Consider the following 22,424-nt stretch of genomic DNA (forward strand, 5'->3'; position numbering starts at 1 on the left):
ACGTACAGATCATAATAAAAAAAGAAAGTCATCACTCACGTGTTTTTACGTGACTGATGACTTTCTTTATTGAACGGCGTGACATAGGTACAGGCATAGTCGATGGCGATGAGTTCACTGTATTCATACACCCGGCCGTCTTTCAGCAGACAGCGGTTCTCGATCTTCATCGCCGGCGTATTTTTCCTGGCCATCAATAATTCGGACTGACTTTTAGTTAATAGCGCCGGACTGTAGCTGGTGATGAAGTGCGAAATTTCGTATCCGCATGACTGGACATAATCCTGAATGGAGCCCTCAAGTATTTTTTTACTCAGATCTGGGAACAGCGATACCGGCAGCTTTGACTTTTCGATCTGCTCGATCTTGAAATCAACGATACGTACCCGCTCGAACGTCCAGATATCCTCTGATTCACTGAGCTGGAAAATTTGCTTTTCCTCCGGTGTAGCTTTGCGTTTATCCAGATAAAGGACCCTTGACGCGATTCGTTCATAGGGCGTCCGGGTCAATGTGTTGAAGACCAGCGGACTCGTCTGATAGTGATTCTGGACATACATCCCGGATCCCTGAACCGTTTTGATGATCCCGATCTCCTCCAGCCGTTTGATCGCTTCCTGTATCGTATAGCGGGAAACCTGATACCGCTCAGCCAACTCCCGCTGGTTTGGAAGTTTCTCATCCTTGAAATCCTGCTGGTATATTTTACTCAAAAGATCCTGCACAATGAATTCTCTTTTATTCATACTCTGATATACCCTTCTCTTTGTTTTTTAAGAAGAAACTCTTTATAAAACCGCTGTTGCGATCAGGTTATCAAACTTCCGGATATCCACACCTTTTTTCAGGTTGATTTTAAGATGGCCGGCCCGTGTCCACAGTTCGACTTCGGCGTTGAAGTCCAACATTTTGCCGGCATTTTCAGTCGACCACATGTTGATTCAGATACTATGTTCTGTCTCCTGTAGTTTAGATAAGCCCCTAGCATATGAAAATGGTCAAGTAGTTCATCGCTATACCAAGTGAGCAAGTATAAAAATATGTTACAGATGATCTAACGGAATACACTAACAGTATCCAAGTTAAGTTTATCAGTTAAAAGTGCTAAAAAATTCTTAATGATTATTTAGGATCCTACTGTTAATTCCATCAATTTGTTTGAATATTTCTTCCAGCACAGGCACTACTATACTATTTCCTGCTAATTTAATAAGTTTTGAAGGAGGTAAAATTTTTCTTCCCTTATTGATATTAAGATTATTCGTCAATAATAATTCATATTGTTCCTCATCGAATCCCATCAGCAAGAAGCATTCTCTTGGGGTGAGATTTCTGTAATGCTTATTTTTATCGGTTAAAATTACTTTATCGTATTCTATTAATCCGGAGTTTGGATGTCTGTCTTGTTTTGTAGTTACAGTCTTAGCAAATATACCATCATATGCTTGATGGTCGGTGGCTAGTATTGTGTTATTTTCATATATTTTCTTCCTAGACGGGGTATACATTGGAGTACTTTCAATCGCTTCATTTCTATATTTTTCTTGAGAATAATCGAGTCTGAGGAATTTTGATATGGGCGCTATCTTGTCTTCTGTCAAGTTTACATTTTGAAGATTATTTTCGAAGAAAAACTGATTAACTTTCTCTTTCTTATCGCTATCTTCAGCTAAAACGCTTATTAAATATGTCCTAACTCTAGACTGTGGTATACCAAAGTTTCTAGAATCAAGTGTATACAGCTGATTAACATAACCAAGACTTTCCAGAAACTTCTGCCATTCATTAAAATTATCTATATGCTTATGAGACAATATATTGTTCACATTCTCCATTAAAAGAAAACTTGGAAGTTCTTTTTTACTTTCTTTTAAGTCAATTAGTATTCTCTCAATTTGCCAAATCAGGGTAGACCTATTGTTAGCATCTCTATTTATTCCACCAGTATTATTATGCCAATGACCGCTTACCGACAAATCTTGGCATGGAAACGAGTAGGTTAATACATCAGTATCCGGCAGATTAGCTGCTGTGACTGTATTAATATCTACTAGATTATTATTCCGTTCTATCGAGTGGAGAATTGCCTTTAACTGCGACATACTCATAGCTTTTAATCCTCTTATGGAGATCTCTGATTTCCCGTCACTTGAGAGATTATATTGACTTAGATGTTCAACAATAGAGTCTCGAGTGTGATGTCTGTACATTTCCAAATTTTGAGGGCCGCCATGAATTATATCATAAGCATACAGAGCTCCTATTTCCCACTCCACGGTAGCTACTACGGAATGATTCAAACCAGCATTTTTTAAAGCTTGAACCTGACTCCCTATGCCACTAAACGTTTCCACTACTCTTAACATTTATATCCTACTTTCCAGTTTCATTAAAAATTAAAAGGTCATTTTAAAGAGATAATCATTTATCTTAGTAAATCTGAATTTTGTATTTCCATAATTAATTAGATCATCTTTGCTTATAGGACGACGTTCCTTAAGGTTGATCTTCTCTCTTACGTATTCATAAATGTTACCATTTGTAATAACCAGCTCTTTATTAAAATCTCCTTGAAGTTCAGCTTCAAAAACAAACTCTTTGGTTATAATCTTAAATCTTACTCCTACAGGGAATATTGTATCAAAAAAAAGTTTGGGTGTCTGCATGATATACGGACTCCTGTTATTCATCCAAGCATTCAATCCTGTCGTTTCCCAATGGCGATTATGGTGCGGATCTAGAACTGCTTCTATTTCAAAAGAAGCATTAAAGTCAATTTTTTCTGAATAACTAACTTTATGGTTGATTCCAGTTTTTAATTCTTCTTTTATTATGTTTTCAGTTTCTTTATTGTCTACTACATACTCGTTGTCTTCTTTAAGACTCTCATCCTCAATTAATTTAATGTAATCAGTAATATTTTCATGATTGCAATTTAAAGATACATTATTTTGCTCTAAAAATAATTGAGAAGGATTATAATGGATATTAATCATGAGTTCATTTTGCCTTAAAAATCCATTTTCAGTAAAGTTCGCTGATCCAACATATACTTTACGAGAAACATTAGAGTAAAACTCCAATAATTTTCTGTGTGTAGGCACTCCCTTAACTTGATAATATACATTTACATTGGAATAAGTATCAGAGATTTCGAGAAACTGCTGATGGCTTTTCTGACTAATACCTTCTCGAGCCATACCAATATAAAGTTCAACTGCCAACTCTGGGAAATCTCTCTTGACTCTTCTTAAAAATATTGGAGATGCATAGCCTGTTATAACTCGAAGTTTACTGTGAGACTTACTGTTATTCATAATAATTGAATTATAAAGGTCATTTAGTATTATCGCCAATTCCTCCCAATGCATCCTTATATAACTCTTCTACATATAAAGTTACTCCTCCTGACATCAATTCAGGAGAAATCACTAAAAGTCTCGCTGTATTCAGCTTTAGTATTCTCCTGAATAAATCTCTGTCAGTATATTTCGAGTATTTTTTCATTATTTCTCTGTATATAGCTATATTATATCCTATGCCCGGTCGTTCGACTAATTGAAGTATCGTATCTGTAGAGTTATTTTCAAGTAATAAATATGTCTGCTCTTCATTATTACACCATGACAAGTGTATATACCACCATATTGTTTTCAACCAGATTCTTCTTGGTGATTTATAAAAGTGATCTTCATTTAATCCCCATCTAGAATGTACTATATCCGGCACTACGTGTACTGATAAATATCTCCAGACATCATTACTTGAGGCTGTTCTTAAAGAGAAACCTATATCTTCATTTAAAACTTTATAAAGCTGCAAACCAAACTTCAGGTCAAATTTATAATCTAATTTATTAGCGTAATCAAACTCACCTTCTTCAAACACTTTATTTCTACTGTTAATTAATAGAGAGCGAATGTTTTTAAATTCTTCACTCAAATCGATTGGTTCCATCGAGGTAGTGTTAACTTTAAGATTATCAAAATCTCTTTCTGCATTTGTTACGGAGTATTGTATTGCATCCCAGTTAATCATCTTCACTCACTCCACTCATTAACTTCCTTTCCCAATGTTTCCGTAAGGTATTACTAATTGAGAAGATGGAAGAAGTATCAGTTATTTCGAATGTTTCTATCCAGTATTTTACTGCTGCTAATACACTATTCGGATAAGTATCGTCTGCCTCAATATCATTATTTTCTACAATAATTACCTGCTGAATGATTTGAGACATAGCTTGGATCATTATATCTCCCATCATTGCACGACTAATCCGAGTTTTTCCTTTTTTTACTTGTTCAAATAGAGGATGTGATGTATTTAAACTTAAATTAACATTTGATGCATCGAATATGGCATCATTTGCATCTACCCAATGCTTTTCTAATTTCCATAAAGGTCCATCTTTTTCTTCAAATTCGGTCATCGGGAAAACGGATCCGTCGCCATCAATAATTAGTTCGAGATCATAGAGATTTTCTTCAGTTAGTATCATTCCTACTTTATTAGCCTGGAAAGGAATCTCTTCTCTTATTTCTGCTAAATAAATATAGAATTCAAGATAAACATTTCCCCGTAGGGATGACTTAGGAAACACATAGCTAAAATTTATATATTTACCGTCACGAGTGTTGTTAATAATGCCTACCGGAACTGTTTTCTGAAAATGAGATTCTTTACTATATATGTGACATGCTATGCCTAATTCATTTTGCTGAGACGTAACACTGTTTCTACCGTATAGTCTATAAGGCTCTTCAATAGAAATTCCAAGATTAACTGTTAGCTCGTGATCATCAGGAGCCCATTGTTCATCTTTTTCATTTATAGCAATAATATCTTCATCTATCTCAATTACTGACGTTTCAATTCCATTATTATAAGTAAGCGAGGGATCCAGGTTGATTCGTGTTTTTTCAAGCAACTGTCTGTCAATTTTCTTGTAGAGCGCAATTTGACTATTCTTAGTAACCATGTTTAGATATCTTCCTTAGCTAATTTATTTGAAGTAACTGTAAGGGTAGGCATGTACTGATTAGAGTATACTTTAATTGATACACTCCCTGTAAGCTCAACTTCCTGCGTATTATTATTATTAATGACTACGCTAAAATCATTATTTTTATAAACTTCAATGTTCAGGTTATCTTCACTTAGAGAGTTCTTTGACAATTCTGGTTCATCAATTATCTTAAATGGAAATGGAATAACATCATTCATAAACTTATCCCACATTTCACTGCTCATCTTTTTTTCTTGTGTAAGAACTAGCAGTGAAATATGATTTTGAGATTCAGGTTTAAGTATAACTGAGAAACGCACTTTAACGTATTCTGTATTAATAAAATCTGTACTTAGTATATTAAGATTGGACGTTCGTCTTGTTGATTTTTTCTTCTTGACATTTTTTTTATTTTTATCAGTTTTATTGGACTTTCTTCCAAAGCTTCGAGGAGGCATTAATATACTTCCAAATTTTCTAGACAGAGCTGAAGTAGCTGAGCTATATGAATCTCCATCTAACACCTGATAATGTTCCTGAATCTCTTTTGCAGTATATCCTTTTGTACGTTTTACTATAGTGATTCCATCTTCATCTATCCAGTCGGCATGATCGGCATTTTCTGTTGCTCTCAAATAACTCTCAAGATCGTCGTAACCCATTTCAATGTATCTTTGGTGAAGACTACCAAATGAATTGGGTACAAAAAAGCCTAACAGCATACTTTCTTCTGACAATATATTCCCTGACGGACTCCATTCACCGTTTAGGTCGTATTCCACGACCATTCCAGGCATTCTACTATATGCAATAACCTTAGAGTCAAATCTGCTGTTATACTGTGCAAGACCAAGGTAATCCAAAGGCGATGGTCTATTGTATGGAGGCTGCATTTCCATTTCATCTCTGCTAGTTTCACAAAAAGCGATGGATCCCACTTTTATTTTATTGTCTGCCATACCGGTTCTAGGAAGAAATATATCTTTAACATAGATGTGACTTTCTTCAGAAGTTCCTGTTAAAGCTGCATTATAAAGCTGCTGAAACTTGCGAAAAATTGGTTCCTCTAGAAATAATATTTCATTATTAACTGTACATAAAAGCTTTGAGTTCCCAATTTCCTGAGAGTATGAATCATTTGCAAGACGTGGATGATACCATCTTTTTATTGCCATTTTAATAGAATCAGAATAATCTGTGTCCCAAGGCAATATCTCACTAGTATCATCAATATGCTCTTCTTTTAAGTACGGTATGATGATCGTGGTACCTGTTTCATCGTCAGTATATTGATCAATATCAAAGATATCTAAAATTTCAGATATTACTTTCGAATCCGTTAGTGGAAATATTTTTTTCCCCTCAGTTTCATATTTCCCCCACCAAGCTATTCCCCGCTCACTTTCGGGGAGTAATCGATCAGTATCTTTAGGACTTTCTATTAAAGAAGCAATAAGCCGTTCTTCATATACGCCTTCGGATAGAACTCTTGTGTAGTAAATAACTAATCCTATTCCTACTCTAAAATAACTTGTCTTACCTAATCCCCAGCTTCCGCCAGAACCAGCTTTCTCTTGATTTTTTCCGATTCCGAAAACCAGCTTATGAAAATTACTTTGATCTAGTACCGCTTGAGATTCAGATTTATAATCTCCCGTTAATCCTGTGGTATTAGCATCTCTGACGGCTAAATAAGAACTGTACTGATTGTATCTATTGGCTAAAGTATCACTAATACCGTCAAAATGACGATTAAGCTTATCTGTTTTAAAATAACCTGTAGAAAAATTGACAAGTGTGTTTTCTTCATTTTTCCTAGTAGCATCTAAGCTGTTCTGAAGTGACTCTCTTACTAGCAAATCTATCATCGGCATGCTCTTGTTCTGAAGGGATCTTAAAATAGAATCGCCATCCTGAGACATACTCTGCACATCGTTCGGTGCTATTTTTAATTCCAATATTAATCCTCCCTAAACTCATTTTCATTTACTTCATCATCTAGTCTATTAACTCTTGCGGATATATATGTGGCTAAGTTTCCTTTCTTAGCTTTCCCAGGTATCAAAATGTTAATTCCGATTATATCTTCTGGAAAATTTAATGGAGCTCTATTTGCATGATTATCCTTATGATGTTCTCTATATGATTCTTCGGTCTGATTACCTTTATCCACTCTATAAATTAATAGTTGAGGAACATCTCCGTATCCGTATTTTTCTCTAATAGACAGTAGCTTAGAAGTTCCGTATGCTTTTTTCTCATCTTCATTTATTTCATTGTTTACTTCTACATCAGCCATTAAATCTCTAGGTGATCTTAGCGCTCCAATACTAACAATGTCATCCGTGCTTCTATTTTTTAATTTTGTACGCTTTACAGGTGCTGGATTATACCCATGAATATTCCATTTCTCATTATCACCAGCATCTTTATTAAGCTCACCAGTACTGCTGAGGATAACGCTCCAGTCGGCTAGTGTTTCTGAATTTTTTTCTATCCATCCAATTAGCTCTGATAAATTCGACATTTTTTTATCCATTGAGCAAACTACATATTTTTGCAGAAAATCCTTAACACTTCTATTTGACACACCTTCCCATATTAAATTAGTTGATCTTGCTTTGGGGGACTGAAGTCTGTTTAAGAATTTTTTTGTTTCCTCAATGTTACTTCTCAATGTATCAATATTTTTATCAAAGTATATTGTTTGAGAATTATAACCCGCAAAGTTGAACTCTACTTCTCTGGCGGACTGCATTTTATTATTGGACGTAATTCTAATCAGTTGATAATTCGGTGAATTTTTGACCCTAGGAGCAAAATCAGATGGTGTAAGTCCATTTGTCGAATATGTTTTTATTTCCTCTCTCAATTCTTCATTCATCTGCGATAAGAAGCCGTACCTCTCATATGCAAGTCGGTCTAGCCAAACTCTAGGAAACAATTCATATTTTTTTCTATAACCAAACCAGCGGCCCATTTGCATGAGGGTATCAGCCTGGTTGGTAGTCCTCAAAAAATATGTTGATACTAATCCTTCTAAAGTCAATCCCCTAGAAAGGGTATTACCACCTATGACTATAAAGGCAGGAGCCTTATTAGGCAATTGCTGCTCATTCGGATAGACTAGTCTAATTATCTGATCATCTGCCTTGGCTCTACTATTATCAATTACTAGATGAAGTCCCTCGTGAAATGCGGGTTCTCCCTCTTCTCCTATAGGAATATGACTTATATACTCTTTTTGATCCAATCCCATTATATATCTCAGTTCATATTCAACTTCTTTCCATTCAGGATAATCAGGTACAGAATCTGAAGTAGAGTATGAAGGCATTGCGCTTAAAAAATCAGATCTTTTATACTTGTTCTGTTCGGCTAAGTACAGTGTTTTCATCTGCCTAATCATTTCTTCTGACCCTTTTATTTTTTTGAGAAATTTTTCAATATTATCAGCTATCAATTGGTGATGGTCTACTCTAAAACTCGTGTGTATCAGCATAGACACTGGCTTACTGAAGTCCATAGTTCTTAGAGCAGCTAGACTTATTAAAAACCATTTCAACGAAGCTTCTAGTGATGGAGGAAATTCCTCAAAAATGCCGTCTTTTTGATACTTTCGGACACTGTCTCTCTCGTAATCGGAGATATCTCTCACAATATCTACAGACGGTATAGTTTCTGGCTCCTCCATTCCAAAAATCTGTTTAGGTCCTATATAATCTTCAGAAGATTCTAGCAGTGTAATGAAGTCTCTTGGATACAGCGTGTCATCTCCTACTTCATTTAAAACATTGGCATAAGGTGTTGCCGTATATGCGATATAATTCATCCCTGCAAAACCTTCATAATGTACTAAGTCGTTTATAAGTTCATTTATTGCTGTTTTCTCTTCTTCTTCAATATCTTTAGTATTTACACTTGCCTGATCTGCTTCGTCATCTATCACTAATATTTTCATTTGTGCTGCTTTATTTTCATCTGAAGTCAACCACTTAAAAAGGTTCCTCAGTCTAGTTTTGTTTTTTAAGCTTACAGTAAAATACTTGTCCTTACTTCTGCTACTTAGACTCAACTTAGAGATATCATGCTCAGGTATATTAGATTTAATTGAGGGTTTATCTATTTGGTGCCAGTGTAGGTGACTTGTACCTGATACATTCATATCATCATAAAGCCTACCTGCAGTCTGTTCTCTTAGCTTTTCAATAACCCCAGATAGAATTATGAAATAATTGAATCCGTTGTCTGCAGCCATTGCCATTAAGCCAGCCATATTAGCAGTTTTTCCAGACTGAACATTACCAATTACCAGCCCTTTAACCGGCCCGTCCTCACGAGTATCCATAGATAAAGACTTTAATATTTCGAACGAGGAATTTCTGATATTATTTATAGATCTTTCGGACCAGTTTTGCCTGATTAATTTATTTTCATACATTTTCCAAGTAGAATATTTAGAAGAGGGGATCTCCGCAAAGTTATTGACTCTTCTTCCTAACTTAGTGACTTCAATTTCTTCTTCAATTGTGCTAAGCTCGTCTACTATTTCTTTCCATTCTTTCTCTGTCAATTCATCCTTCTTCATATTATGAAAAGGAGCTATATAATTATTTAATTTTTCCTGAACAGTATCTCCACCAAACATGGAGAGATTTTTTACTTTTTCCCAATCACTATAACTATCATACATGCTCTCTACAAGTTGTTTAGTTTTATTATATTTAATGCCAGACATGGTTTGTCCTCCTATTGGTAAACGTATAGTCATTGTTTTTATTTTAACACATTTTTACTCTACAATTGTACGGGTTATTAACTTTCAATTGTGAACTTTAAATAACTTAAATGATGCTAGCTTTAATTTGTACTGATAGCAACTTAAGTATTCTTTAAGAAATAACTGAATAGTTTATATATTACAATAACTCTGGTAATATTTGTGCATGAGGTGATATAAAATGACCGATACCGTTTCAAAATCTATGCGCAGTAGAAATATGTCAAAGATACGTTCTAAAAACACTAAACCCGAGATTCAAGTGAGGAAATACCTTTTCAGCCGAGGGCTGCGTTATCGCCTTCATGCTAAAAACTTACCCGGAAAACCAGATATGGTATTTCCAAAATATAAAACAGTTGTGTTTGTCAACGGTTGCTTTTGGCATCATCATAGTTGCAAGTATGGGACAACACCTAAAACAAATACTGAATACTGGTTAAATAAGTTTGAAAAAAATCAAATGAGAGATAATTCAAATTATCAGACATTAGAAAGTGAAGGATGGAAAGTATTAGTGATATGGGAGTGTCAGATAAACAGTAAGAATAGGATCACTTTTTTGGAAAACCTTTATTCTGAGATTAAATTTTCATAATATACAATAAGGGGATGCTTTGTAATAAGCATCCCCTTATTGTATATTATAAGACCGCTGAAGCAATCAGGTGATCAAACTTCCGAATATCCATACCTTTTTTCAGGTTGATTTTAAGATGTCCGGCGCGTGTCCACAGCTCGACTTCGGCATTGAAGTCCAGCATCTTGCCGGCATTTTCCGTTGACCACATGTTGATTGAAGAATAAGGGATCGAATAAATTTCCACTTTCTTCCCTGTCAACCCCTGCGCATCTCTAATGATGATACGTTTGTTCGTGAACACCGCTGAATCTCTGATCGTTTTGTATGCGGCAACGGCCTCTTCACCCCGAACCAGCATACTGTCGACATCCTTCGGAATATCACATTCTGATACAAAGGTCCACGCCTGTATTGTCTGTAATTCGTTCATTATTATGTCCTCCTACTAAATTTACTCATTAAAAGATATTTTCAACTTCCGTTTCATAATCTTCTGTTTCCCGCTGCATCTGTTCTACCATATCGACCCAATCTTCGTCGTTCACCATCGATCCAACATATGTATCCCAGTACTTATCCGTGACCAGTCTCATTCGGATACTGCGCGGTTCATTCTGTAGTTCTTCTCTAGCAGCATCTGAAGTAGGAAGAGTCGTCCCTTCAAGATTATCAGTCACTGCCTTGACCCAAATGTCATTGACTGATTTCATCAGTTCGATGTTTTCAATTTCTTCTTCAGTCAATGAGATGGCGCTGTCTTCTGATGCGTTCTCCGGCTCCAGCTCTTCGATATATCTAACAAAATTATATGACATATAAGTCGGAAAAGGATTATTTTGATAACTCAAGTCTGCATTGTCGACACTATCCAGCCACATGTCCGCCAGTCTCACAACCGCATTGCCATGTTCATGTATCCCCAGATAATTCTCCTTTATAGCTGCAAGTTCCTCTGCCGTTACTGTTTCTTCTGATGCTACATTGTCTAGCATGAGATCTGCCATCATAATATCCCGCGATAAAAAGGCCACGTCATTGACCAAGACTTCGGATAGATAACTCTCGTATTGATTATTTTCTCTATACTGTAGATAACCGAATGCGACTGCTGCAATCAATAGTATAAGAAAACTACTAATCATCACTCTTTTTTTCATAAACGATCCGTCTCCTCAGTTCCTGTTTTCTTCTGCACCAACTTGTTCAAAATATGGATCCCGATACTCAAGCAGTTCATCAAACCGTTCCGGAAAGTCATTGGATCCTCCGGTTTCAAATTTCTTTCTATTGTCGAATTTGATTTTAAGATCCCACTGGGTCCCGTCCATGATATCTGGGTCAGTGTATTCTTCATCCCATGAAAGGATGAACAGTTCGTTGAACAGCTCATCTTTGATGGCCTGCCATTCGTTCAGGGTGATGCGCAGTTTCATTTCGCCGTCTATACTAATACCTATCGGTGGTGTCAGGGTCATGTCCGCAAACCCGTATCGTTCTTCGATAAGGATGGTCTTGAATCCACCGTGAAAGCCGCCATAGGTAAAGTAAAACGTGTGACAATCTTTAACGACTTCATTCGATTTCAAACCAAACGTCTTGCCGCAGGTCTCACACCTGTATTTGTCTGTTCCTTGTTTATTCACTTCAACTGTCTCATTCCCGCAGTATGGACACTTCAGTTCATTCATCATCTGTTTTCCCCATTCCTTTATTTGAATAGATCCCAGAAAGAAAAGGATGTCTTCTTATAGACTTTGTTATAGGCAGCTTTTTTAGGATCCTTCAGCCAACCCATGCCTTTCTTGCCGTAACCCGGGATCACTTTTTTCTTTACCGCCCGCTTGGCTCTGCCTGTGGTCCGTGCTTTGAAAGACTTTTTGATGCTTGGCTTACGCATGCCGAATTTCATGTCACATCCACCTTTCCGAATTTTTCATCCTGGTCCTCATGATCATTGTTTCGCTGATTCCAGCACATCGGTTCTTCCGCTTTCCAGATCGATTCGTTTCAGAGTATGTTCACCGTAGCTTTCTGCTGCAGTGAAAAGCACGGCATCCCCCACTTTCGCCAGGCCTTCAACGCTGCTGGAGGCGGATAGAAGTTCCTCGTCTCCACCATCAGTACTCATCATGTAGATGCCCTCTCCCGAATACCCTTCACTTAATGAAGATAAGGCGAACACTATACCCTGGTCCGTCGGCATATAGGCAGACACATGCGTATCCACCAGCAGTTCCGGGTCACTGTCTTCCCCGATCTCACTTCGGTAGAGCAGAGACTCATCCCCTAGATAATAGTAATACCCGTCCCAGACCATCAGGTTTTCTGCATAGGAATCCAGGACGATTTCCGGGTCTTCCCCGTTGAGATCAAAGCTCTCTACTACCGCCTGCCCCTGCTTTTCATGACTGACCAGAAGTCGATCGTCATGAATCGAAAAGCTGTATGCTCTGATGTCGATCAGCTGCTCGAGATTCTGTCCATTTAAATCCATACGGTAGATGCTGTTGTCATCCTGCCAGGTCGAGAAGTAGATCCCATTCCCGTAAATTTGCATTTCTGACGGGAAACTCAAGGAAAAGAGGGTCGTATGTTCACTTCCGTCTAGTTTCATTCGTTCGATCGTTTCGCCTTTTGTAAAGTAAAGCCATTCACCGACGACATTCAGGTTTCTGATCCCATGACCTCCCTCACGCTGTATGAGGTACTCGGCATTTTCAAACTGCTTGTCTGTCCTGACAAGATCCATATGGTCTTCAACATAGAAGATATACTCGTCAGTTTCTACAGCATAGCCACCATTCACCGTGTTTTCCAGTGCGTTGCCGCTGACTGTTTCCGAAACGGCTTCGACTTCTTCACTCACATTTGAGAAGCTATTATGACGCAGAACATTCATGCTCCATACCAGGTTGGAGTCCATCAAGACCGGCAGAAGAACGATAAACGCCATATAGATAAACTTGAGTGACGACATGCTTTTTCTGGTCCAGAGGCTCTCTTCCCCCCGGATATTCTTGGCGAGAATCGTGATGTAATGCTTTGGTCCTTCGATTCTCAGGTTATTGTTTGCGTAATAAAGGGAGATCTTGTCGTTAAGGATGAGATTGAACGGCGTATCGAACGTCGGTCTGACCGTCATTTCCGTTTGCCTTTTATCAATAACTTCAAACCGTCCCTGTTCGATCAGTCTGTCCAGACCCTCAAAGCTCTGGACTTCTTCCTCGATAGACTGATGCCTGTACTTGGCGATCAGCCAACGGAGAAACGCCAGGAGATAGAGAACAATAAATATCCAGTGGATCCCGGGCCCCATGCTAAAAACGCTTTGGTAACTCCAGTAAAACAGCAGGGCCAGCGGCAGATAAATCAGGACCGTTCCTCTTACAGCTATATTCAGCCAGTTCTTCACTTCTTTCATCAGTTCTCCTCCAAATGATCAGTCTCTTATTTTATGTATTTTCTGTTACTCTCAGTTTATCAAAAATGCCCTGTCTTTTGACAGCGCTTTTTAAAATAAACCTATATTTTATGCATTTTTCCCAATAGCATGGCATAATACTTTGTGTCATAATCTTAAACATTTAAGACTTCCTTTTCCGTTCGTGGTAAACTTGTGAATAATAATCAAATGAATTTATTCTTCATAAAAGAAAGCAGGTGCATTATGCCTATCAAACAATCGGGTCCTTATAAAAAGAAAACAGTAGTCAGCGTACTTTTGATTTTGCTCTTTTTAGTTCCAATGCTGGTCTCGCTCTTTCATTATTTCAAGCCGGTTCCGGAAGGCCTTTCCACAGAAGGGAAATCACATAAAACGAGTGACTTAGAGTTCCTGTATGACCTGACTTATCAGAATGAAGCGGGTGACGTCGTGCATGAACAGCAGATTTTTGACCGAGTGTATCGCATGATCGACGAGGCAGAAGACTTTATCGTTCTGGATATGTTCCTCTTCAACGACGACTATGACCATACCGACCCGGATCTGGACTTTCCTCAGCTATCGACGGAACTGTCCGACGCCCTGATCGAAAAGAAACAGACGGCACCCGATGTGGACATCGTCTTTATCACCGATCCCATCAACACCTTTTACGGTACATACATGCCCGAGCACATCGCACAGATGACGGACGCAGGGATCAGCATGGTGTTTACTGACTTAGATCCACTGAGAGATTCCAATCCTGTGTATTCCGGCTTTTCACGCACGTATCTGGACTGGTTTGACCGTTCCGGATCAAGCTATCTCCCAAATATTCTTCGTCCGCAGGGGCCAGAGGTCGCCGTGCCTTCGTATACGAAACTGCTTCATTTTAAAGCGAACCACCGGAAAACACTGATGACTGAACGGGAAGGCCTAATCACTTCCGCCAACCCGCATGATGCCAGCGCCTATCATTCCAATATTGCCTATGTTTTAAAAGGCGACATCTTAAAGGACCTGCTGGCTTCAGAAAGAGCGGTGGCTGAACTGTCCGGTTTCGACACTGAATTGTTTGATTCCTTTGAGGTCCGGGATTTAGGTAGTGAATCAGGTGGTGTGTATAATGTACAGCTTTTGACAGAAAAGAAAATAAAAGACTCACTTTTAGAATCGATCAGTCATGCAGATGAAAATGACGCAATCAAGATCGGGATGTTTTATCTTTCGGACAGAGACATCATTTATGCCCTGATCGAAGCGGACAGACGAGGTGTTTCGATCCAGATGGTTCTCGATATCAATCAGGATGCCTTCGGTAATAAAAAAATCGGCATCCCCAACCGGCCTGTGGCAGACGAACTGACTAAAGGTGACAGTGCCATCGCTGTTAGATGGTATAAGTCACACGGCGAACAGTTCCATTCGAAGTTTTACATGCATGAAACAGAGACAGACGTCACGATGATCGGCGGTTCGACCAATTTCACCCGCCGGAACCTGGATGACTATAACCTTGAAACGAATGTGAAGATCACAGGAACAAAAGATCAGCCAGAAATCGAGGACATGCTGCAGTACTTTGACCGGATCTGGAACAACGAGGGCGGCACCTATACCGTCGACTACGCCGAGCACGCAGAAGCAACGGCCTGGAAAGATTGGCTCTATCATATCCAGGAATTTACGGGCTTGTCCACGTTTTAGGTAAACAAAATTTCTCCAGTTTCATCAAAGAATGAAGTGACATGTTTACACAATCTAATATAAAAAAGTTCCGAATTCGATTACTGTATTCGTAACTTTTTTGTATAATCTATTGGTTAATGTTTGCCGGTAAAGTGACTAAATTAAGCTAAGACACACTACATTTCGATTAGTGTGTCTTTGCATAATTTTAGCCTCAACTGAATAGCCACGCCAGCCAGCCGATGACCATGCCTAAAATAACCAGCAGCTGAAGGATCAGAGATATCGTGGCTAACGCCTTGACCCAGGTTGCATATCTGATGATATCAGAACTTGTTAATATATAAATCGAAAAGACAATGCCAAATACCGGAACGATATATGACAACATAATGAGCGTGATGACTTTTGCGATGAGCTGCAGTTCTTTGTTATTGCTTCTTTCCACTATATTTCTCCCCCCTTCTCAAGTCATTCATTTTCGACTCTTCCGTATCATTGTAGCGTAGATAATCAGTATTATTAGTATATAGTCCGTACTCAACATACTTTTGCGCCTCTTTATAATATATTTGCCAAAATTATAATGAATTATCTTATCTTTTCTGTTAAATAGTTTTGTGAAAACATCCTCTTAATAAACCTTTAATAATCCGAGATCCCTGAAACATGAGTCAGATGCTATTATTGTATACCACCTAATCTGAGAAGTGGTAAAACGGTAGTGTAATCCGACCATTTTCTTATTCGACGTTCATTATGAAATGTGACGAGTCATTCTAATAGGTGCACATAGTAAGAGCATTGCATCAACGGATATCTGCAAGAGGTATTTTGTGTTAAAAGTACACTTGAGCGACACTCAGACGACTTTCATTAGGCGCACTGACGGCAACTCCTCTTTGAGTGATGCTAATGAGGTGTTCATTGGACGCGCTCAGAATATTTTTCGTTTGAGCAATGCCAATAGAACGTTCATTGGACGTACTCAGGTTAATTTCCGTTTGAGCAATGCCAATGAAGCATTTATTCGACGTGCTCAAGTTAATTACCAATTGAGCAATGCTAATGAGGCGTTCATTGGACGTGCTCAGGTTAATTTCCGGTTGAGCAATGCCAATAGAACGTTCATTGGACGTACTCAGGTTAATTTCCGTTTGAGCAATGCCAATAGAACGTTCATTGGACGTACTCAGGTTAATCTCCGTTTGAGCAATGCCCATGAGACGTTCATTCGACGTGCTCAGGTTAATTCCCGCTTGAGCAATGCTAATGAGGCGTTCATTCGACGTGCTCAAGTTAAATTCTGTTTGAGCAATGCCAATAAGGCGTTCATTCGACGTGCTCAGGATAATTTCCGTTTGAGCAATGCTAATGGAGTACTCATTAGGCGTACTCATATTAACTCTCACTTGGGCGGTACTAACTAGAATCATTGAGACATTATACTAAAAGGAAAACCATTCTCCCCTTATTTTTCTTCATCAAAACACCCCTAAGTTTTAACCCCACTATATTATTTACTTTATTAATACACTTATCTCTATATATTTGGCACTATAAATTGTTAATCGAGTCTAACGCGGATTCACTCCATCTCGTCAAGCATGACTTCAATTCCTGGATCGTCATAATCATTTATCACTATTTTATTCGTCGTTGTCATTCTTCCGGGCTCACTGTCTGGCTGGATGGCGACAGACTCTTGCACTTCCGTTTCCAGCGTGTACTGGACCAGCACGCCCTCATTATCGACGACTGATTCCAGAACGATCCCTTCATAAGAAAGGCCTTCCTGATAAGCGATATTGTGTTCGACTGACTGAATGATCTGTTCGATAGCGTTTAGATCCTGTAAACGTTCCACTTCATCTTCTAACTCTGACAGGTTTTCTTCTTTCTGTTGCTCCAAGAATGCCTCTGAGTAATTTACAGTGTAAACCACCGTAGCATCTCGTTCTTCTTTCGTTATGTCATCGATCATCGACTCATCGAGGTCTATGTCCAGCAAAGGTTCCAGAGGAGAGCCAAAGTCTTTCTCGGCTTTTACCCATTCAGCATCATTGACCACTTCTCCATCCTGGTCGATATATCTGCCTTCCTCATCGACTCTACCGAAACGTTCATATGTAGTTGAATCCACAGACGAAAGCTCTGTTTTCGTTGAGACGTCACTGTCAGGTCCTTCCATGACCACGGACGACTGCCAGTCCATCCCTTCGTCCGTCATCACGAATACACCTTCTGTCTCAGTCTCTACCGCACCTTCATCTCTCTCAACACTGGTCGTTACGCTGAACCGCCCGTTATCCACTTCAGATAACTCTTCGCTTGCCTCTTCAACTTCTTCGGCATACTGAGCTGTATCTGCATTCTCACAGGCAGCCAGAGAAAAAGTAGCTATTACTATTCCACCTACAATTTTTAACATCGTATCCCCCCACTTTATAATTTAGTATCTTATTATCAACTAACTTTAGACTACTTAATTACAAGCTCTTTTTCAAAAACAGTTCATAGAATCTGGCGAAAATTTCTGATTCTATTGAGTGAGTCGATCATTGGGAAATACCTGCTTTCCTTGTTTTTTCATAAGTATATGGCTGATTTTGTTTTGTAATTTCTTTTGTACTTGCAGTACTTGCAAATACTGACATCGATGGGGTAATACTTGTAGGTAGTGCTATAGCTGCTGCTATGCCCAAGAATGCCTTGCGATTTTTTCTTTTGTTGATTTTCATAGTTATTATCTCCCTTTAATTTAATTTTTTATGTCTTATATAGACAACCATTACTGCTCCGATGATTCCAGAAATGAAGTAGTTTAAACCATACTCATTGTCCCAAAAGGAAAAGATTAGGAAATTTGCTATACATAATAATTCTAGACAGATAAGTTCAAGTTGTTTTCTGCCCTGAAATTTTGTGTTTTTCCATCCTAATATACCAGCGCCTATCAAAGCGACCCATAGAAAAAGCGAAGAACTTTCGTTGTTATCATTCAAATAAATAGAATAAAAACCTAAAGAAGCAACTAGTAAAATAAAGTAGCCTGCAGTTACAATGTTTTTTTGTTTTATAGACAACATATATGTCCCCCCTCGATTTTTTTATATTTTGATTTTTGACAAAAAAAAAGACTTGTTCTCTTACTTCCATTGACATAAATAATAATATCTCCACGCATTTAGAGCTTTCCCTACATGACGAAGCGAGTCGGTAATCCCACTAGCTTAAAACAAAATTAAATCAAAATTTCAGTAAAACTCTAAAAAAGATTGGACTTGCGCCGATCACAAAGGACAATAGTTCTGGTGCGATTTCCCAGCCGTATGGTATCATTCTCTCACTCCTCTCAAGGTATTAGCCAATACACCTCGAGTATACCATCGATAAACAAAAAAAGAATAGAATGTAACGCTTTGCGTCAAAACTGTATATTCTATTCTATCACTGATATTCAATTTGTATACGTATATATTCCTTTTATTGAATATGTTCACAACAAAATACCTGCATACTGCTCCACATCTTTCTTCAAACCCTTTATTTATTTTGTTTCTCCTATAAATTCCAGATAGCTTAGTATCTTTATGATTTTCTCAATTTCCTGCGGTTTTCCTTGGTGAATATCTAATATAGACGGACGACTACCAATCCACTACCTCATCGCATCCTCTCATTAGACTCGAAAAAAACTTCCCCTTTGAGTGCTACAAAGGGCCCAATTATTAGACATAGTGACTTTTTTAAATGAATAACTGGATCCTAAGATAGCGGGCTTATTCTATCCCCAGTTTATAAGATCCAGTTTCCTTTTCCTGTTGGTTGATGAAACACATAATCTTTTCTATATTAGTAATTTACATTTATATTGCTGATTGTTCTAAAAATATCACTGTATATATTCTTTATCTCATTTTCAGTTAGCTCTTCTCCTTCTTCTCCACCCTCAAATATCCAGTGTTCGCCATAATCATTCACTGAATGATACAAATACCCGGCTGCATAACTCTTTGGATAAACGTCTGCCACGTTCTGATAAGTAGGACCTTTAAATACAAAAGGACTGTGGGCTTTTGTTGTACCGATAAAAAAGACGGGGATTCCTAATTTTTCATAAGCATTAACATACTTGTCATCAGATGCTTCGACTAAGTTTTCCGGCATTATGAATAATGCATCTCCCTGTACATTCATTGCATTATTTTCATCTGCTAAATCATCAAACGTTACAGTTGAAAATGAAATATTATCTTCAGAAACATCCGGAATATCTCCAATTATACTTATCCTTAATGCATCTCCTGTATATGGGTTGGTGTTGGTGTTGCTGTTAGAACACCCTGAAATATATACGATTAGTAATATAGGTAAATAAAAAATCCATTTTTTTCTCAACATATTGAGTTACTCCTTAATACAATGAATATGTTTTTTGAATAGTCATATTACTAGATGTGTAAGTCACTGTGCCACTTGTATTTACACTGCTTGAGAAACCTGGAATAGATACCGTCACTCCTCCCCCAACATTCCGCTTTAGAACAAATTTACCTGTTACTCCTACAGTGACTTTTGTTTGAGGTAAAGAAGCTTTAGGATAATAATGAGACTCTCTCCAGGTTGCTTGACTCGAGCCAGCTGCTGAATCAGAACCTTGTGTATAATCATCAATTTGTCTAAAAGATCCATAACCTCTGATTAAAAAAGTGGCACTTAGCTCTGCTTTATAATTACTGTTTCGAGAATATGCTTGGGTCCAGCTTACGTTCCTGTATATAGTAGAACCTGCAGTACTTGTCATCATTACACTTTGATTAGATTGTGATGATGGTATTACTCTTTCTTGAGCTTCCTTGAATGTTATATTTTCATTTTCAGCAACCTTTTGTATATATTCCAATTGAGAAATATCTGTAACTGTATAATCACCAAAATCTCCAGTTTTCATTAAATTAATTGGTTCTTTTAATGTTCCTTCATCAGCCAATACGTTTTCAGATCCTGATATAATTATACTGAACATACATCCTAAAGTTATTAATACAGAAATTACTTTTTTCATTATAAACTCCTCCTAGTTTGTTTATAGCATCAATTTAAACAGTAATGCAGTTACTCCAATTACAATAGATAATAGTTCTGGTACGATTTCCCAGCCGTATGGTATCATTCTTTCTCTCCTCTCAAAGTATTAGTCAATACACCTCGAGTATACCGACGATAAATAAAAAAAGAACAGAATGTAAAGCTTTGCGTCAAAACTCTTTTCATTCTATTCTGTCTTTAATATTCAACTATTTTTTTTCTTAATTATTTCTCACAAGACAACACCCGCATACTTTTCCACATCTTTTTTCAAATCTTCCACTTGCTTTGTTTCTCCTATAAATTCCAGATAGTTTAATATCTTTATTATTCTCTCGATTTCCTGCGGTTTTCCTTGGCGGATATCTAAAATGACCTGGTAAAAATGAGTGAGTGTTTTCTCGTAGAGTTGATTCTTTCTAACAAGATGCTGATCCAGTTCTTGCAGAAAATAACCAACCAGTTCATCCTCATCTCTTTCAAGGAAGAGATCAATGCAATTGAGCAGAAACAGAACAATGTCATCCTGGTACAGTCTTAATTTTTTTCTGAAAACCAGTTTCTTTACTGTTCTTTTATACGCCATTTGAATATATTCGGTATCAAAGAGGAATAAACAGTTCATGAATAAAGCCAGTTCCATGTGGTTCCAATGCGTCACTTTATTGAGATGGTCTTTTATCTTATGTACATTGTTATTAAGCTGTTTTTCTCTTTCAGGAGACAGGTTTCCTTTATTTCTCCGTTCAATTCCCAGCATTTGTGTATGAAGAGCAAGGTAATAGAAGTCATGTGTTTTTTCATATTCTACTAAGATTCTACTTTCAACCTCTTCAGACAACGTTCCTTTTGAGTAATAGTCCGTATATACTTCTAAATACATTGCCTGCTTTTTCGAGGATTTCCCTTCTTCCAGCAGGAATAGGAATTCCTCCATCCGGACATTTAGTCTGTCCAGCAGTTTTACCAGCAAATCAAACGATAGTGTCTGATTGCGGTTTTCAATACTGGATAGTGTGGTTCGTGTGGTGATAGTGCCAGCCAGTTCCTCCTGCGTCAGCTGACGTTCTTTCCTTAATGACTTGATCAGTTCTCCTGTTTCCATTGCTCTCATTCTCCTTCTACGTGAATTCTAACTCTCATCTTTACCAATTATAGGAGCATACCTGCACGACAGATACAGATTCCTAATGCTCTGAATCATTTATTGTGTAAACCACCGTATCAGCTTGCTCTGCTTTAGGTATGTCATCGATCATCGACTCATCTAATTCTATGTCCAGCAATAGTTCCAGGGGAGAGCCAAAATCTTCCTCCTACATTTTTCAGCATTATATCTCCTCCCCATATTATATTGGTCAAAAGTCACGTTGCCCGTTCACTTATCAGAGAAAAGAACAGTCAGACGAGAACTCTTTTTTTTATTTTACAGCCATTTAAAACGACTAAATTAGTAAGCGGGTTCACTATCCACAGTACAAGAAAGACGACAGAAGCTCAATGCCTATGTGCCTCATTGATCGCAAGCAAACGAAACAAAATAATGAAAAATTATTAACCATAAACAAGCCGCAGCACCTTTAAATCGTATACCATTATGTAAAAAAATATAGTTAATTTCACGAATTTAACACCCCGACTATAGCATAGTCTCTTTTAAAGAGTCAAACATGATCAGGTAAGGTTCACCCTTGCAGTGGATGGAACTCAAAAACACATTTCATTGGGTATGAATAGCAAAGACTGTTACAATTAAAGGGAAACCGATTACACTTTTTCCCTCGCATTTTTGCCACTTAATACTCCTATTACTTATATATTCGATTCTGCTGTTCCTGAAAATTGTGCC

At 37.8% G+C, this 22,424-nt stretch carries 23 protein-coding genes; 2 read left to right on the top strand and 21 right to left on the bottom strand.

Going from position 1 to position 22,424, the window contains the following annotated elements; genetic code table 11:
- Nucleotides 1-35: 35 nt before the first annotated feature.
- The 8 genes from BM049_RS02675 to BM049_RS02710 all read right to left on the bottom strand — a co-directional run bounded on the left by BM049_RS02675 (nt 36) and on the right by BM049_RS02710 (nt 9,743).
- The gene (locus tag BM049_RS02675) at nt 36-746 is read right to left on the bottom strand and encodes a GntR family transcriptional regulator (protein WP_091528473.1); all 711 of its coding nucleotides are present in this window, start codon (nt 744-746) and stop codon (nt 36-38) included.
- A gap of 42 nt (nt 747-788) precedes the next feature.
- Complete coding sequence (locus BM049_RS02680; RefSeq protein ID WP_143079442.1) at nt 789-935, bottom strand: PH domain-containing protein; 147 nt, start codon at nt 933-935, stop codon at nt 789-791.
- A gap of 180 nt (nt 936-1,115) precedes the next feature.
- Complete coding sequence (gene dcm / locus BM049_RS02685; RefSeq protein ID WP_091528475.1) at nt 1,116-2,366, bottom strand: DNA (cytosine-5-)-methyltransferase; 1,251 nt, start codon at nt 2,364-2,366, stop codon at nt 1,116-1,118.
- A 30-nt stretch (nt 2,367-2,396) separates the two neighbouring features.
- Nucleotides 2,397-3,371: a restriction endonuclease PLD domain-containing protein gene (locus tag BM049_RS02690; RefSeq protein ID WP_091528477.1), complete on the bottom strand. Its 975-nt coding sequence runs from the start codon at nt 3,369-3,371 to the stop codon at nt 2,397-2,399.
- The gene (locus BM049_RS02695; protein WP_091528478.1) at nt 3,337-4,038 is read right to left on the bottom strand and encodes a DUF6339 family protein; all 702 of its coding nucleotides are present in this window, start codon (nt 4,036-4,038) and stop codon (nt 3,337-3,339) included. The genes BM049_RS02690 and BM049_RS02695 overlap by 35 nt, the downstream gene beginning before the upstream one ends.
- Nucleotides 4,031-4,978, bottom strand: a complete 948-nt coding sequence (locus BM049_RS02700; protein WP_091528480.1) for a hypothetical protein — start codon at nt 4,976-4,978, stop codon at nt 4,031-4,033. Before BM049_RS02700 ends, BM049_RS02695 begins: the two co-directional genes overlap by 8 nt.
- Before the next feature lie 2 nt (nt 4,979-4,980).
- A complete protein-coding gene (locus BM049_RS02705) occupies nt 4,981-6,963 on the bottom strand; it encodes a hypothetical protein (RefSeq protein WP_091528482.1) in 1,983 nt (660 codons plus the stop codon).
- Nucleotides 6,964-6,965: 2 nt separating this feature from the next.
- Nucleotides 6,966-9,743: a Z1 domain-containing protein gene (locus BM049_RS02710; protein WP_177188571.1), complete on the bottom strand. Its 2,778-nt coding sequence runs from the start codon at nt 9,741-9,743 to the stop codon at nt 6,966-6,968.
- A gap of 223 nt (nt 9,744-9,966) precedes the next feature.
- Between BM049_RS02710 and BM049_RS02715 the strand changes: the two genes are divergently transcribed.
- A complete protein-coding gene (locus tag BM049_RS02715; RefSeq protein WP_091528485.1) occupies nt 9,967-10,383 on the top strand; it encodes a very short patch repair endonuclease in 417 nt (138 codons plus the stop codon).
- A 46-nt stretch (nt 10,384-10,429) separates the two neighbouring features.
- Here the strand turns inward: BM049_RS02715 and BM049_RS02720 are convergent, their stop codons facing one another.
- From BM049_RS02720 to BM049_RS02740, 5 genes are read right to left on the bottom strand one after another with little or no spacing between them, the layout of a single operon-like run.
- Nucleotides 10,430-10,798 (bottom strand): PH domain-containing protein, encoded by a 369-nt coding sequence (locus tag BM049_RS02720; protein WP_091528487.1) that lies wholly within the window; start codon nt 10,796-10,798, stop codon nt 10,430-10,432.
- Between the two features lie 28 nt (nt 10,799-10,826).
- Complete coding sequence (locus tag BM049_RS02725; RefSeq protein WP_091528488.1) at nt 10,827-11,525, bottom strand: hypothetical protein; 699 nt, start codon at nt 11,523-11,525, stop codon at nt 10,827-10,829.
- Nucleotides 11,526-11,540: 15 nt separating this feature from the next.
- On the bottom strand, nt 11,541-12,059 hold the full coding sequence (locus tag BM049_RS02730) for a hypothetical protein (RefSeq protein WP_091528490.1): 519 nt from the start codon (nt 12,057-12,059) through the stop codon (nt 11,541-11,543).
- 17 nt (nt 12,060-12,076) lie between these two features.
- A complete protein-coding gene (locus tag BM049_RS02735) occupies nt 12,077-12,277 on the bottom strand; it encodes a hypothetical protein (RefSeq protein WP_091528491.1) in 201 nt (66 codons plus the stop codon).
- A gap of 42 nt (nt 12,278-12,319) precedes the next feature.
- Nucleotides 12,320-13,789 carry a DUF5050 domain-containing protein gene (locus tag BM049_RS02740; protein ID WP_091528493.1) on the bottom strand — a complete coding sequence of 490 codons (1,470 nt, stop codon included), beginning with the start codon at nt 13,787-13,789 and terminating at the stop codon, nt 12,320-12,322.
- A 246-nt stretch (nt 13,790-14,035) separates the two neighbouring features.
- Between BM049_RS02740 and BM049_RS02745 the strand changes: the two genes are divergently transcribed.
- Complete coding sequence (locus tag BM049_RS02745; protein WP_091528494.1) at nt 14,036-15,502, top strand: phospholipase D family protein; 1,467 nt, start codon at nt 14,036-14,038, stop codon at nt 15,500-15,502.
- A gap of 196 nt (nt 15,503-15,698) precedes the next feature.
- Here the strand turns inward: BM049_RS02745 and BM049_RS02750 are convergent, their stop codons facing one another.
- The 8 genes from BM049_RS02750 to BM049_RS02785 form a co-directional block, all read right to left on the bottom strand.
- Nucleotides 15,699-15,932 carry a hypothetical protein gene (locus BM049_RS02750; RefSeq protein ID WP_091528496.1) on the bottom strand — a complete coding sequence of 78 codons (234 nt, stop codon included), beginning with the start codon at nt 15,930-15,932 and terminating at the stop codon, nt 15,699-15,701.
- Between the two features lie 391 nt (nt 15,933-16,323).
- Nucleotides 16,324-16,884, bottom strand: coding sequence for a hypothetical protein (locus tag BM049_RS02755; protein ID WP_143079443.1), 561 nt, complete (start codon nt 16,882-16,884; stop codon nt 16,324-16,326).
- A gap of 188 nt (nt 16,885-17,072) precedes the next feature.
- Nucleotides 17,073-17,915 carry a hypothetical protein gene (locus BM049_RS02760; protein ID WP_091528499.1) on the bottom strand — a complete coding sequence of 281 codons (843 nt, stop codon included), beginning with the start codon at nt 17,913-17,915 and terminating at the stop codon, nt 17,073-17,075.
- 127 nt (nt 17,916-18,042) lie between these two features.
- Nucleotides 18,043-18,225, bottom strand: a complete 183-nt coding sequence (locus tag BM049_RS02765) for a hypothetical protein (RefSeq protein ID WP_091488091.1) — start codon at nt 18,223-18,225, stop codon at nt 18,043-18,045.
- Between the two features lie 15 nt (nt 18,226-18,240).
- Nucleotides 18,241-18,573 carry a hypothetical protein gene (locus tag BM049_RS02770; protein WP_091488090.1) on the bottom strand — a complete coding sequence of 111 codons (333 nt, stop codon included), beginning with the start codon at nt 18,571-18,573 and terminating at the stop codon, nt 18,241-18,243.
- Nucleotides 18,574-19,339: 766 nt separating this feature from the next.
- Nucleotides 19,340-19,888, bottom strand: coding sequence for a hypothetical protein (locus BM049_RS02775; RefSeq protein ID WP_091528500.1), 549 nt, complete (start codon nt 19,886-19,888; stop codon nt 19,340-19,342).
- A gap of 13 nt (nt 19,889-19,901) precedes the next feature.
- Nucleotides 19,902-20,552, bottom strand: a complete 651-nt coding sequence (locus tag BM049_RS02780) for a hypothetical protein (RefSeq protein ID WP_091528502.1) — start codon at nt 20,550-20,552, stop codon at nt 19,902-19,904.
- 255 nt (nt 20,553-20,807) lie between these two features.
- Complete coding sequence (locus tag BM049_RS02785; RefSeq protein WP_177188572.1) at nt 20,808-21,680, bottom strand: helix-turn-helix domain-containing protein; 873 nt, start codon at nt 21,678-21,680, stop codon at nt 20,808-20,810.
- Nucleotides 21,681-22,424: the final 744 nt, after the last annotated feature.

The sequence above is a fragment of the Alkalibacterium subtropicum genome, from assembly GCF_900112455.1.
GTDB lineage: Bacteria > Bacillota > Bacilli > Lactobacillales > Carnobacteriaceae_A > Alkalibacterium > Alkalibacterium subtropicum.